This is a genomic window from Variovorax sp. LjRoot84 (genome assembly GCF_964254305.1).
GTDB lineage: Bacteria > Pseudomonadota > Gammaproteobacteria > Burkholderiales > Burkholderiaceae_C > Variovorax.
Genome location: NZ_CAXUTE020000001.1, coordinates 1723497 through 1735883, shown reverse-complemented (window position 1 = coordinate 1735883; position 12387 = coordinate 1723497). Strand labels below are relative to the sequence as shown.

The following is a 12387-nucleotide window of genomic DNA, read 5'->3' as shown; positions in this document are numbered from 1 at the left end:
CTAGCAGTCATAGCGCCGATAGTTGATATAGCAAAGCTCGCGAATCCGCTGCCGATCCGCAGCCACCCGCCGCTGCCCTTCATTGGCGCGGCGCTGCTCATCCGCTCGACGCTCGTATTCCTTGCGTTGCTCTTCCCGCAGCGCCGCGGACTGTTGCTGGGCATCGAGTGCATTCTGGCGCGCCTGGTTGCTCTGCGCACGCGCGATCGCCGTGTCGCTTTCGCGGCGGAACGCGCGGTCCCGCGCTTGCTCCGCGGCTTCTCGGCGGGCGCTTTCGCGGGCTTCCAATGCCAGCGTCTTTTGATTCTCGGCTTCGGCAATCGCCTGCTGGCGCGCCGTTTCCAGTGCCTTGGCCGCAAGCTCGGCCTGGGCGGCCTGGCGCTGGTGCTGAACGTAGAAACCGCCCGCAAACAACGCAGCCACCAACGCGCCGATGAACATCAGCACCTTGGGCATGCTCGACTCGCGCTCCATGACAGGTTGCGGGTCGATCCTGCTCCGCTGCACCTGTTGCACCCGGACCTGGCTCGCGAGCTTTCTGTCGTGCGCGGCGCGGGCCTCGGGATCGCGCAGCACCTTGTACGCGTCCATCACATCGGTCAACTGCTGCGCGACGCGCGAATCCTCGGCCATCCGTTCTGGCGTGTAGGTCGCGCGCGCCCGCTGAAAGGCATCCTCGATGTCGGCCGCCGTGGCGTTGCCCGGTATGCCCAGGATCACATACGCTGAATTCATACCGAAGAACCTTCTCCGCCGAATGTTAAATATTGTTGCGCGAGCGTAGCAGAAGGACTTACTGCCGACTGGCGGCAGGAAAGGAATGCCAGCCGCGTCCTCTATCTTCGTGAAGTAGTTCGCGCTAAATTGCCTGCGCACTCCGAGAGTCCATCCAGCCACCCCGAGGGGAAGCCATGATTTACCTCATCAAAGTGAACGGCAGGGAGCGACGCGTCGACGCCGACGAAGACACGCCTTTGCTGTGGGCGCTGCGCGATCAACTCAAGCTCACGGGCACCAAGTTCGGCTGCGGCATCGCGCAGTGCGGGGCCTGCACCGTCTACATGGAAGGCCAGCCACTGCGCTCCTGTTCGATCCCAATCGCCGCGGTCGGCAAGCGAGCCATCACGACCATCGAGGGCCTCACGGGCCGCGAGGCCAAGGCGGTGCAGGCGGCATGGGTGGCGCGCGACGTGCCGCAGTGCGGCTACTGCCAGTCGGGCCAGGTGATGAGCGCGGTGGCGCTGCTCAGGCAGAACAAGAAGCCGACCGACCGCGACATCGACCTCGCGATGAACGGCAACATCTGCCGCTGCGCGACCTACGACCGCATCCGCGCCGCGATCCACGACGCGGCGCGCACGCTGGGAGCCTGAGCCATGGCCCCCGCAGACAGCACCACCCTGAAGCTCTCGCGCCGCACGGTGCTGAAGAGCACGTCCGGCCTTGTGGTCGCCGCCTACCTCGCCCCCTTCGCCGGCAGCGCGCTGGCGGCCACCAAGGCTAAGGCGGCGCAGAGCGTCTTCGCGCCCAACGCCTTCATCCGCGTGGGCACCGACAGCACGGTCACGGTGCTGGTCAAGCACATCGAGTTCGGCCAGGGGCCCTTCACCGGCCTCGCGACGATCGTGGCCGAGGAGATGGATGCCGACTGGGCGCAGATGCGCGCCGAGCACGCGCCGGCCGACGCCAAGCTCTACAACAACCTGGCCTTCGGTCCGGTGCAGGGCACGGGCGGCTCGACGGCGATTGCCAATTCCTACGACCAGCTGCGCCAGGCTGGCGCCACCGCGCGGGCGCTGCTGGTGCAGGCGGCGGCCAACAGCTGGCGCGTTCCGGCAAAGGACATCACGGTCGAACGCGGCGTGTTGCGGCATGCGGCGTCGGGCAAGCAGGGCCGCTTCGGCGAATTCGCGCTCGCCGCATCGCGATTGCCCGCACCCGCGCCCACCGAGGTGCGGCTAAAAGACCCCTCCGAGTTCCGCCTGATCGGGCGCGAAGGCGCGGTGCGCAAGCTCGACGTGCCGGCCAAGACCAACGGCACGGCGCAGTTCACCATCGACATCCACGAGCCGAACATGCTCACCGTGGTGGTCGCGCATCCGCCGCTCTTCGGCGCCAAGGTCGCTTCTTTCGACGCGATCGAGGCGCTGGCGGTCAAGGGCGTGGTGGAGGTGAAGCAGGTGCCGACCGGCGTGGCCGTCTACGCGGAGAGCACCTGGCCGGCCATCAAGGGGCGCGAGAAGCTGCGCATCACCTGGGACGAGTCGGCGGCCGAGAAGCGCGGCAGCGAACAGATCCTCGCCGAATACCGCGCCGCCGCCCGCTCGCCGGGTGCCGTCGCCGACGCGCACGGCAATGTCGACACGAGCCTGGCCTCGGCCGAGCGGGTGATCGAAACCGAGTACGCCTTCCCCTACCTGGCCCATTCGCCGATGGAGCCGCTGGACGGCTTCCTGCGCTGGAACGACAAGGGCGCCACCGCGCGCTTCGGCTCGCAGATCCAGACCCTCGACCAGGCCGTCATCGCCGGCGTGCTGGGGCTCAAGCCCGAACAGGTGGCGGTCGAGACCATGCTGGCCGGCGGCAGCTTCGGCCGCCGCGGCGAGATGGGCTCTGACTTCGCAGCCGAGCTGGCCCAGGTCGCCAAGGCCATCGGCCCCGCGCGCCCCGTCAAGCTGATGTGGACGCGCGACGACGACGTGCAGGGCGGGCGCTACCGGCCGCTCTTCGTGCACCGCATGCGCGGGGGCTTGCGCGGCGGCAAGGTCGTGGCCTGGTCCGACACCATCGTGGGCCAGTCCTTCATCCAGGGCACGATGTTCGAATCCATGCTGTTCAAGAACGGCATCGACGCCACCATGGTCGAAGGCGCGAACGAGATCCCCTACAAGATCGAGAATTTCCGCTGCGACCTGCACATCCAGAAGGTCGGCGTGCCCACGCTGTCGTGGCGCTCGGTGGGCTCCACGCACACCGGCTACGCGGTGGAGTGCTTCGTCGACCAGCTGCTGCAGACCGCGGGGCAGGACCCGGTCGAAGGCCGCATGGCCCTCTTCGGCGACGACCCGCGCTTCAAGACCACGCTGCGCGCCGTGGCCGATCTCGCGAAGTGGTCGGGGCCGGCCGCGGGCAGCGGGCGCGCACGCGGCGTCTCGATCGTCAAGGCCTTCGGCACCTATGTCGCGCACATCGCCGAGGTGTCGATGGGCGAGAACGGCGAGCCGCGCGTGCACAAGGTGTGGTGCGCGGTGGACTGCGGCCGCGTGGTCAACCCCGACATCGTGCGCGCGCAGATGGAAGGCGGCATCGGCTTCGGCCTGGGCCACATCCTCTACGGCGAGATCCGGCTCGAAGGCGGGCGCCGCGTGCAGCGCAACTTCGACACCTACCGTTCGCTGCGCATCCACGAGATGCCGGCGATCGAAGTGAAGATCGTCGACTCGACCGAGAAGCCGACGGGCGTCGGCGAACCGGGCGTTCCGCCGATCGGGCCGGCGGTGGCCAATGCGCTCGCGCGGCTCGCGGGCGGCGAACGGCCGCGGCAGTTGCCCATGGTCAGGGAGGCCGCGTGATGATGATGAATAAGAAGCTCTTTCTTGCCGCCCTGCTCGCCCTCGGTGGCATCGCGGCCGCGCAGCAGCAGGGCAGCAACAACACGCTCAAGCCCGTGTCCGAGTTCGACAAGATCGCCGACAAGCAGGAGCGCGCCATCGCCCTCTTCACCGAGGCCGGCAAGGTCATCAACAGCCCACGCTGCCTCAACTGCCATCCGTCGGGCGACCGGCCGACGCAGAGCAATGCGCTGAATCCGCACCAGCCCTGGGTGGTGCGCGGCGCCGACGGCTTCGGCGCGGCGGCGATGCGCTGCGCCACCTGCCACCAGGCCGCCAACTACGACAACGCGCGCATGCCGGGCCATCCCAAGTGGCACCTGGCGCCGGCCTCGATGGCCTGGCAGGGCCGCACGCTGGGCCAGATCTGCGAGCAGATCAAGGACAAGTCGCGCAACGACAACATGGACATGGCCAAGCTGGTGCACCACATGGCCGAAGACTCGCTGGTCGGCTGGGCCTGGAACCCGGGCGCGTGGCGCACGCCGGCGCCGGGAACGCAGAAGGAGTTCGGGGCGCTGATCAAGGCCTGGGCCGAGGCCGGGGCTTTCTGCCCGCGCTCCTGAGCTGTTCGGCTGGGCTCTGGGTAGCCGACGGCGCGACGCCGCTCTCGCTCAGCAACGATAGGCCATTCGTTGTATGGAGAAAGGTCTCTTTGGGGCGTACAACAATTGCGCCCAATGGGCCTGTGCGTCCGTTTGTTCAACGTCCTGAAGTGAATGCTTTGGCCCTGGTATCACCGCCCGTGGCGGGGCAAAGGGAAGATCATGAACAGACCTTGCGGTAAAGCCGTGCTCTGCGGTGCCGCGGCAGCGGCGGCGATGATGGTTGGCTCGGCTTGGGCTCATGAACCCGGCCGGATGACCGGTGGCGGAAGCTTTTTCTGCAGCGAACTCGCTACCGGACAGCAGAGGGTGACGCACGGGTTCGAGTTGCACTGCGGACAGGGCACTCAATTCGAAGGATCCGACCCCGCGGAGCCGAACAATCTGGAAATCAATTTTTCCGGTGGCGACAATTTCCATCTGACCACTTTGTCGAAGGGCCTGTGCACCAACGACCCGAATATCGAACCACAACCTCCGACTGCGCCCTTCGACACCTTCGAGGGAGCGGGCACCGGCACCTTCAATGGTCAGCCTGCGTCGATAACATTCACGTTCACCGACGGCGGAGAGCCTGGCACCAAAGACACTGCCCTGGTCATCATCACCCTGGCGGGGTCGGCGACTCCCGCGCTCAAGTGCGATACGGCCACGCCGCTGACCTTCGGCAATCATCAGGCGCACAAGGCGACTGGCAGCAACTAGTAACGGCGGTCTCGGCAAACCGAAGTGCACCGTGTCGAAAAAAAAACGTGGAATGCGCCGGGCGTTGGCAGGCTTTTGCCTGGCAGCGCTGTCGGCGCTCCCAGGTGAACTGCTGTTGGCAGCCGAAGCTGAAAAGGCCTCCTCCATCAAAGCTGGCGTGATCGAGCAATCAGCGGGTGTTGATGTTCAAGACGATGGATCTGGCCCGGAAAGCCTCGGCGGGGCGCTCTATAGCCCGTTCAGCACCGCTTTCGACACGGCTGCGGCGAAACCCTACGCCTACGCCACGCCGGCGCAGCAAAAAGAGGACGACGGAACGTCTGGCCTGGTGACGACGACCGTCGCAGCGTTCATCGCTGCGGGGTTCCTCGTCGTTCTTGTCCGCGTTCTCATTGCGGGTTAGAGGGGCCCACGAACCACCCGTGGGCGTGCAATGTCACTACTCGGGCAACCCGGCTTTCCTCAACCCCTCGTCGAACCGTTCCCTGCCAGCCTGAAGCCGGGGATGCACCGGCGCGGTCCCGATTCGCCACAAGTGGATGGTCCAGTACGGCCGCAGGCGAAGTACCCCTGCGGCATGTTGCCGAGCCTCTTGCCCCCGCCCGTGCAGCGCATCGAGCGAGGCCAGCCAGAGGAACGCGGCGTATTGCGCCGGATGCGGGCCGACCGCGGCTGACTGGCGCATGCGCTCGTAGGCCGCGTCCTCGCGGCCGAGGTAGTACTCGGCGGCGCCGGCATGGAAGTGGCTATAGCCGACCAGCGAAGTCTCGAACGGGCTCAGCCGCATCGCTGCGTCGGTATGGGCCGCAACCTCCTCGGCTCGGCCGAGGCGCAGCTTCATCGCGCCGATGCGTGCATGGCTCCATGCCTCGCTGGGATTGGCGGCCACGACTTTCTGGTACACCCGCAGCGCGCCTTCCGGGTCGCCTCGCTCGCGCAGCACGTGACCCGTGAGGCATTGCGCCGGCAAATAGTCCGGAGCCGCCGCCAGCGCCCGGGCGATCGCCTGTTCGGCGAGTGCGACCGACTGGACGCCGAGGCCCAGCCCGGCTTCCATTTCGCTCAGGTACGACTGCGCCAATCCGGTCAGTGCAATGGCGGAGTCGGGCTCGATGGCCAACGCATTCTCGAAATGCGCGCGGGCCCGCAGCAGATCGGCGCGGCCGACAAAATTGCGCAAAGCGTGCTGCCCCTGGAGCGTCGCATCGATCGCGTCGAGCCGCTTGCCGCTGTGCGCTGCCGACTGGCCTGCGGCTGCCGCCGTCATCCGCACGTCGAGCACGCGCGCGATGCGAGTGCCGATGTCGCGTTGCCATGCCCAGTCAGCGAGATCGGGATATTCGAAGCGCTCGGACCATAGCACTGCACCGTTGTCGCTCGAGGCGAACTGCACGTTGATCTGCACCACGACGCCGTCGCGCCGCACGCTGCCATTGAGCACATGGCGCACGCGGAGCTCGCGCCCTATCCTCACGATGTCGGCCTCGCGCACAGCAACCGCGGCGGCGGAAGCCCGTGCCACCACCAGCGTGTCGGGCAGCTTGGCGAGGTCGGTGATCAGATCTTCGGTGATCGCTTCGGCGAAATAGCCGCGGCCGTCGGCGCCGAGCTCGCTGAATGGCATCACCGCGATCGAGCGGCGCGCCTTGAGCGCCTGGTCGACGCCAACCGGAGGGTCGGTCCGTTGCACGGCGAGCGTCAATCCGGCGAGCAGCACCGCGCCGGCAATCGCCCATCCTGCCCGGTGGCGGTCGTGCTGCGGCGAGGCGGCGTCTGCCACCGGTGGCGCCGGCGCCTCGACGGCCGTGTCGAACAGATAGCCGCGACGCGCGACGGTCCTGATCAGCTGCTGCCCCTCGTCGCCCAGCGCGGCGCGCAATTCGCGCACGCACTGCGACAGCGACTCTTCATTGACGACGACGCCGGGCCAGACCGCTGCCAGCAACTCGTCCTTGCCGACCACGCGGCCGGGATGTGCGGCCAAGTACGACAGCAGCGCAAAGGTCTTCGGACGCAAGGCCACGCGTGCGCCGTCAGCGCCGCCCGGCCCGCGTCCAGCGCGAACGGCCCAAACAGTGACACCGAACCGGGCTCGATGCCCACAGAGCTCGTCAACATCGCCTGCCCTCCTGCTCGGTGGGCTCTTGCGGCGAAGCTTCGACGAAGGTTCGGCCGAGTTTCGACGCGAGGCCGCAGCGGGTCGCCTAGATTACTCCGGAACCCCTCACGGAGGCATCCCCATGAAATCGGAACATCGACGCAGTTCGACCGCCATGGCCTGCGCGCTGCTGTCCGCGGCGGCGCTTGGCCAGAACCTGCCCGGAGCGCCCGCGCCGGGTGTGCGCGAACGCCTCCTGGCGCATTTCGAGCGCGTCGCCGAGGCCGATCTCAAGGCGCTGTATCTGCTCTGCGCCCGCGTATCAAGCCACCGCATGCTCGCTTTTGATGAAGCCGCCCATTGCTCGATCGCGGCCGACGTTCTGAAAGCGCGCAGTTTCGCCGGCGACTTTGACGCCCTGCTCGCATGGTGGCGGCTGCACCGCGATGACCGGCTCACCGATTCGAGGGATGGCTCGGTCCAGCGGGATCTCTTGCCTGCCGGTCGTGAGTCGTCGTCGCCTCGCTGACCAAGGCCCGCGCGCGGCGGCCGCCAGGCCGGCGAGCTTCGTCTTCAAGGGGCCGAAGCTTTTTCATCGCTCATCAGGTGTACGCTCGGCTGGCGTTCGCTCATATTTGCCGCAAGCGTTGGGCTCGAAGGAGTTGCAAGATGAAGCAGGAACCAGTCGCGCCGTTCTCGCATGCAGTCGTGGGTCAATCCCCTCCAGACAAGCAAAGACCTCGCATCAGGCTGTCGCGCAATGGCCCCTATCTGGTCACCGTCGATGATCTGACAAACTCAAAGGGCGAGCGGCTCCAGGGGTGGAACGGCGTCGCGTTGTGTCGCTGCGGCGCGTCGCACAGGAAGCCGTTTTGTGACAGCTCCCATATTCGGATCGGGTTTTCGGACGACCCGCGCCCGGACCGCACGCCTTGCGGGGTCGTGGACGATCGGGGCGCCGCCCAACCCGGATCCAGCGACCTGACTGCTCCGAGCATTCGCATTGCACGAAACGGCCCCTATGAGGTTCAGGGCTTCGATCTCGACACCGACAACTGGAGCGAAGGCGCCTCGCGCGAGCGCTATTCCCTCTGTCGGTGCGGCGGATCGAAGAACAAGCCGTTTTGCGATGGCACGCACCGGAGCATCAACTTTCAGGACGACAACAACTGAATCACAGGACGGGCGACACGCACGCGCGCAACACGTCCTTCAGTTGCAGTCGAAAAGTACTGGATCTCCCAGCGCCCTACTCATGCGCTGAACAATGTCTTTGGCGTCTTGCACGCTCCTATCGCTCGTGGCAATGAACACGGCAGTCGCGCCGTCGGCATTGCAAGGTCCCGCACGCGGCAATCGCACGCATCGAATGGTGCCGCGAACCGAAGCCGTCGTCCCGCCGGCACCCTCCGCATCCTTGTTGGCCTCGCGCAATCCGGCCTTCTTGACAGCCTCGAACGCCGCACCAGCACAATGCCCCATCGGGATGCGCAACTGCTTTCTGTCCAACCAAAGCGCCGGAAAGGCATTGGCGGCTTCAAACGGAACGGTCATGCCCGTTGCAATGCCTGCAACGGCGAGGACGATTGCCAGCTTGCTCATCGAACTGCTCCTTCGAGGTGTTGCGTCATCGGCTTCTGCCGACCGAACAACTGTGTCCCCGTCGAGCAGGTAGCGCATCCTCAAATCCGACGAGATGCTGGAGGGTCACGGTCAACAGCCATGACTCCTCGCATCCCGTCGCGCACCCGCGAGTTCCACCCTCAGCGCAGCCTGGCCGACACGCTGCTTTCGCTGCGGCGGAAGAAGGCGGCCCAGTCGCTCTTCGCGCGCGCGGCGTCGATGTCGATCGGTTCGTCGGACTGCGTCACCAGGCGCAGCGCGTCTTCGCTCGGCAGCGCCTTCGAGGTGTAGAGAAAGCGCAGCTGGCACGCCCCCATCGTGATCGCGTCGCCGTTCCTCAGCGCATGTTCGAAGACGCGGTGCCGGTTGACGAAGGTGCCGTTGAAGCTCGCCATGTCGGTCAGCACGAAGCGGTCGCCCGTCCAGCGGATGGTGGCATGGCGCCGGCTGACGCCGATGCTGTCGATCTGCACCACGCAAGCCCGGTCGCGGCCGATGGTCGTGATCGGCCCGGTGATGTTGAACTGCCTGACGCTGCCATGTCGGGCGAGAACGATGAGTCTGGACATTTTCTTTCTGCTCGCTGTTTGAATTGCACCTGCATGACATTTCGGCGTCCGGGTGCAATTTCTGAAGTCGCAAGCACTACAAGTGCGGTAATTTTTTGCACTTCCGTCTACTAAGGTGACTAAGGTTCGACCCAAGACTCATAGCGCTTTGGATGCTGCGGTGGTAGGGCTTTTTCTTCGGTCTTCGCAGACCGTCTCACGTCGTTCATCCAGGCCAGGAGGATCTGCGTGTACTCCTGCCGCCAAGCCTTCTTCGAGAGCGCGTGGTCGGCGCCCATCTGCACGCGGTAGGTCATCGAGCGCACGTGCTTGAAGGCGGCCAGGTAGTTCTCGATGACCGGGTGCGGCACGATGGTGTCGTGCTCGGACTCGACGACCAGCACGTCGCCGATGAAGTCCTCGCAGGCGGCCAGCGCACGGTTCTTCTCGGGCTCGATCGCGGTCTGGCGGTAGAGCGTGAGGTCGTCGCCGTTGAGGCGCCGCTTCGGGTGCTCCCAGTTCTCGTCGCGGTAGATGGCCGGCACGCGCAGCGCCAGCCATCGCACGGGGCGCAGCGAGCTCAGCACCGCCGCCAGGTAGCCGCCGTAGCTGGCACCGACGACGGCGACCGCGCTCGGGTCCACGGCCGGATGGCCCACCAGAACGTCGTAGGCGGCCAGCACGTCGCGCAGGTTGTCTTCGCGCGTGACGGCCTCGCGCTGCGCCAGGTGCCGCGCATGGCCGCGCAGGTCGAAGGTCAGGCAGATGCAGCCCAGCGCCGCGAGCTCGTGGGCGCGCGCGATGTCCTGCTGCTGGCTGCCGTCCCAGCCGTGCACCAGCAGCACGCCCGGCACCACGGTCGATGGTGCGATGAGCGTTCCGGCGATGTGCACGCCGTCGACCGGGATGTCGATGAGGGCATGACGGGTGGGCATCAGGGCTCGGCCACGGTGTACTTCGTGAGCGGGCCGGCGATTGCATCGACGCCGCTGAAATACACGGTGGCGTTCGGCGGCGGCACCACGTCCTCGCCGTAGACCTCGAAGCACGACGCATTGACCACGGCGCGCTCGGGCTGCTCTTCGAAGATTTCGAGCGCGGCGATCTCGGCGCCGCTCGCCCCGCCGACGCGCCACGACTGCTCGAGCACGCCCGAGCACCACCGGCCGGCGCTGTTGGGCCCCTGCGCCACGTCGTAGTTGATGCGCGAGGCGAAGAAGCCGGGGAACGAAGCCTCGACGGCGCGATGGAAAACTCGCGCCTGCTCGACGGCCAGCCTGATCTCGGCGGGAAAGCTCAAGGCCAGCAGCGCATCGAAGCCGCCCTGCGCTACCGTGAGGTCCGAGCCGCCGTAGACCTGGTGGCCATGGTTGTCGGACGTGAGCCGCTGCCAGCCGTAGTAGCTGGCGATCATCCGGCCCACGTGCACCTGGCCGACGCTGATGGTGACCGGCTGCTGGAGGTTCTCCTCCAGCACCAGGCCATGGCCCGCGATCTCGGCGGCATCCATGTCGTCCAGGCAGCGCGCCAATGCGCGCTTGTCGCGCACGACCTGCTGGCCGCGGCCGCCGGTCGCACGCACCGGTTTGATGCGCACCGCGCCGTGCTCCAGCAGGCGCAGGCCGGCGCGATCGGCGTCGTCGCGCCGGAAGACCGAGAAGCCCTCCAGCACCGCACTGGCCACCCGACGGGCGAAACCGGGCTTCCAGCCCTCGGGCGCGGCGGCGCCGGTGTCGATCAGCGGATGGGTGATCACCTTGGTCAGCACGAAGGGATGCGACACAACCCCGCCGAACAGGCCGTGGTGGCTGGCGATGCCCAAGGCGCCGATCAGCTCGTCGCCGACCAGCGTGTCGCTCGGGACGAAATAGACCGGCGCGGCATAGCTGCGGGACTTGTCGTACTCGCCCTGGAAGCTGGACTTCTTGAGCCGCGCGAGCCGCCATGCGATCTGCGTGCGGGTCGCGCGCTCATGCTCGCTGCAGTAGGCGTGATGGTCCGCGGTCAGCGCGACCACGGTGCCCTCCAGCCCCGGCTCGACGAGCACGGCCTGGTCGCCGGGAAGCATCTCGGAAGTGCCTGGCAGCGCGCTGATGAGCATGTCCATGGCTGGCAATGTGGGCGATTGCGCAGCGGAGATCAACCATTGCCACGATGCTCGCGACGTTTTCCTACACGCGGGGCCGGCACCGGTCCGGTGCAAGCGCAAATCACCTGGGGCTACATGGGCTCATGTCCATGCAGAAGCAAGGAGCTGCCATGTCGAATTCGCAGAACGATCGCAAGGGCCACACCGAACACAACAAGGGCGGCCACCAGCCCGTGACGCAGAGGAACGAACCGAAGCGCACGCCCGAAAGCCGGCACGACCGCGAGAGCCAGGTCGGCGGCAGCAACCAGACACAGGTACGCAAGGGCGCGACACCCACGGGGCATTGAACGCTACAGAATCTCTTTCAGCGCCACCCGCAGCCGCGTGATCGCCTGGCTGTGGAGCTGGCACACGCGCGACTGGCTCACTTCGAGGATGGCGCCGATCTCGCGCAGGTTGAGTTCTTCCTCGTAGTAGAGGTTGAGCAGCAGCTGGTCGCGCTCGGGCAGCGTGCCGATGGCATCCACCAGCTGGTGGCGAAAACCGCTCTCGAGCAGTTGCTCCAGCGGGTCGTCGCTGCCGCCGCGCTCGCTGCGCGCACCGCGCGCGTTCTGGTCGAGAAAGGGGCTGTCGCTTTCGCCCTGCGTGAAGTCCTCGACGTACAGCAGCTGGCAGCCCTGGATCTCCTGCAGCTGGGCCTGGTAGGCGTCCAGGCTCATCTTCAGTTCCTTGGCGATCTCGCCTTCGGAAGGCGCGCGGCCCAGCCGATGTTCGAGCGCCTGGATGGCCGCCTCCACCTTGCGCGCCGACTGGCGCAGCCCGCGCGAGCCCCAGTCGTTGGCGCGCAGCTCGTCGAGCATGGCGCCGCGGATGCGCTGGCTGGCAAAGGTCTCGAACTGCGCGCCGCGGTTGTCCTCGTAGCGGCTCGACGCGTCCAGGAGGCCGATCATGCCGGCCTGGATCAGGTCGTCGAGCTCGACGCTGGCGGGCAGCTTGGCGATCATCTGCAGCGCCATGCGGCGCACCATCGGCTGGTGCTGCTTCAGCAGATGGGACTTCTCGATGGTTCCCTGTGCGGTGTACACGGCCGTTCTTTTCCTTCTCC

The 12387-nt window shown here is 66.8% G+C and carries 15 protein-coding genes; 8 read left to right on the top strand and 7 right to left on the bottom strand.

Translation table 11 applies throughout. The annotated features are described in order from the left end of the window. Nucleotides 1-735 (bottom strand): DnaJ domain-containing protein, encoded by a 735-nt coding sequence (locus tag ACSQ9I_RS08795; protein ID WP_436312877.1) that lies wholly within the window; start codon nt 733-735, stop codon nt 1-3. Between the two features lie 176 nt (nt 736-911). On the opposite strand from ACSQ9I_RS08795, the gene ACSQ9I_RS08790 reads away from it, so the two are divergent. From ACSQ9I_RS08790 to ACSQ9I_RS08770, 5 genes are all read left to right on the top strand, one after another. After that, on the top strand, nt 912-1373 hold the full coding sequence (locus ACSQ9I_RS08790) for a (2Fe-2S)-binding protein (protein WP_436303343.1): 462 nt from the start codon (nt 912-914) through the stop codon (nt 1371-1373). A gap of 3 nt (nt 1374-1376) precedes the next feature. Continuing rightward, the gene (locus ACSQ9I_RS08785) at nt 1377-3572 is read left to right on the top strand and encodes a molybdopterin cofactor-binding domain-containing protein (protein ID WP_436312876.1); all 2196 of its coding nucleotides are present in this window, start codon (nt 1377-1379) and stop codon (nt 3570-3572) included. Further along, nucleotides 3572-4177 carry an Isoquinoline 1-oxidoreductase subunit gene (locus tag ACSQ9I_RS08780; protein WP_212733603.1) on the top strand — a complete coding sequence of 202 codons (606 nt, stop codon included), beginning with the start codon at nt 3572-3574 and terminating at the stop codon, nt 4175-4177. The genes ACSQ9I_RS08785 and ACSQ9I_RS08780 overlap by 1 nt, the downstream gene beginning before the upstream one ends. Nucleotides 4178-4378: 201 nt before the next feature. Next, nucleotides 4379-4921 (top strand): hypothetical protein, encoded by a 543-nt coding sequence (locus ACSQ9I_RS08775; RefSeq protein WP_139191606.1) that lies wholly within the window; start codon nt 4379-4381, stop codon nt 4919-4921. A gap of 31 nt (nt 4922-4952) precedes the next feature. Further along, nucleotides 4953-5324 (top strand): hypothetical protein, encoded by a 372-nt coding sequence (locus ACSQ9I_RS08770; RefSeq protein ID WP_436312875.1) that lies wholly within the window; start codon nt 4953-4955, stop codon nt 5322-5324. A 36-nt stretch (nt 5325-5360) separates the two neighbouring features. Here the strand turns inward: ACSQ9I_RS08770 and ACSQ9I_RS08765 are convergent, their stop codons facing one another. Continuing rightward, nucleotides 5361-6944 (bottom strand): winged helix-turn-helix domain-containing protein, encoded by a 1584-nt coding sequence (locus tag ACSQ9I_RS08765; protein ID WP_436312874.1) that lies wholly within the window; start codon nt 6942-6944, stop codon nt 5361-5363. A 217-nt stretch (nt 6945-7161) separates the two neighbouring features. On the opposite strand from ACSQ9I_RS08765, the gene ACSQ9I_RS08760 reads away from it, so the two are divergent. Together ACSQ9I_RS08760 and ACSQ9I_RS08755 are read left to right on the top strand one after the other, a co-directional pair. Continuing rightward, a complete protein-coding gene (locus ACSQ9I_RS08760; protein ID WP_436312873.1) occupies nt 7162-7548 on the top strand; it encodes a hypothetical protein in 387 nt (128 codons plus the stop codon). A 140-nt stretch (nt 7549-7688) separates the two neighbouring features. Next, nucleotides 7689-8192, top strand: coding sequence for a CDGSH iron-sulfur domain-containing protein (locus ACSQ9I_RS08755; RefSeq protein ID WP_093102063.1), 504 nt, complete (start codon nt 7689-7691; stop codon nt 8190-8192). A 39-nt stretch (nt 8193-8231) separates the two neighbouring features. Here the strand turns inward: ACSQ9I_RS08755 and ACSQ9I_RS08750 are convergent, their stop codons facing one another. The 4 genes from ACSQ9I_RS08750 to ACSQ9I_RS08735 form a co-directional block, all read right to left on the bottom strand. Further along, a complete protein-coding gene (locus ACSQ9I_RS08750; protein ID WP_436312872.1) occupies nt 8232-8621 on the bottom strand; it encodes a hypothetical protein in 390 nt (129 codons plus the stop codon). A 161-nt stretch (nt 8622-8782) separates the two neighbouring features. After that, entirely contained in the window at nt 8783-9211 is a 429-nt protein-coding gene (locus tag ACSQ9I_RS08745; protein WP_436312871.1) for an FHA domain-containing protein, read from the bottom strand. A gap of 119 nt (nt 9212-9330) precedes the next feature. Beyond that, nucleotides 9331-10125: an alpha/beta hydrolase family protein gene (locus ACSQ9I_RS08740; protein ID WP_436303336.1), complete on the bottom strand. Its 795-nt coding sequence runs from the start codon at nt 10123-10125 to the stop codon at nt 9331-9333. Then, nucleotides 10125-11297, bottom strand: coding sequence for a DUF3182 family protein (locus ACSQ9I_RS08735; RefSeq protein WP_436312870.1), 1173 nt, complete (start codon nt 11295-11297; stop codon nt 10125-10127). Before ACSQ9I_RS08735 ends, ACSQ9I_RS08740 begins: the two co-directional genes overlap by 1 nt. A 152-nt stretch (nt 11298-11449) precedes the next feature. On the opposite strand from ACSQ9I_RS08735, the gene ACSQ9I_RS08730 reads away from it, so the two are divergent. Further along, nucleotides 11450-11629 carry a hypothetical protein gene (locus ACSQ9I_RS08730; protein WP_093102057.1) on the top strand — a complete coding sequence of 60 codons (180 nt, stop codon included), beginning with the start codon at nt 11450-11452 and terminating at the stop codon, nt 11627-11629. Between the two features lie 3 nt (nt 11630-11632). Here ACSQ9I_RS08730 and ACSQ9I_RS08725 read toward each other — a convergent pair whose 3' ends face one another. Continuing rightward, on the bottom strand, nt 11633-12367 hold the full coding sequence (locus tag ACSQ9I_RS08725) for an RNA polymerase sigma factor FliA (protein WP_436303333.1): 735 nt from the start codon (nt 12365-12367) through the stop codon (nt 11633-11635). Nucleotides 12368-12387 lie beyond the last annotated feature (20 nt).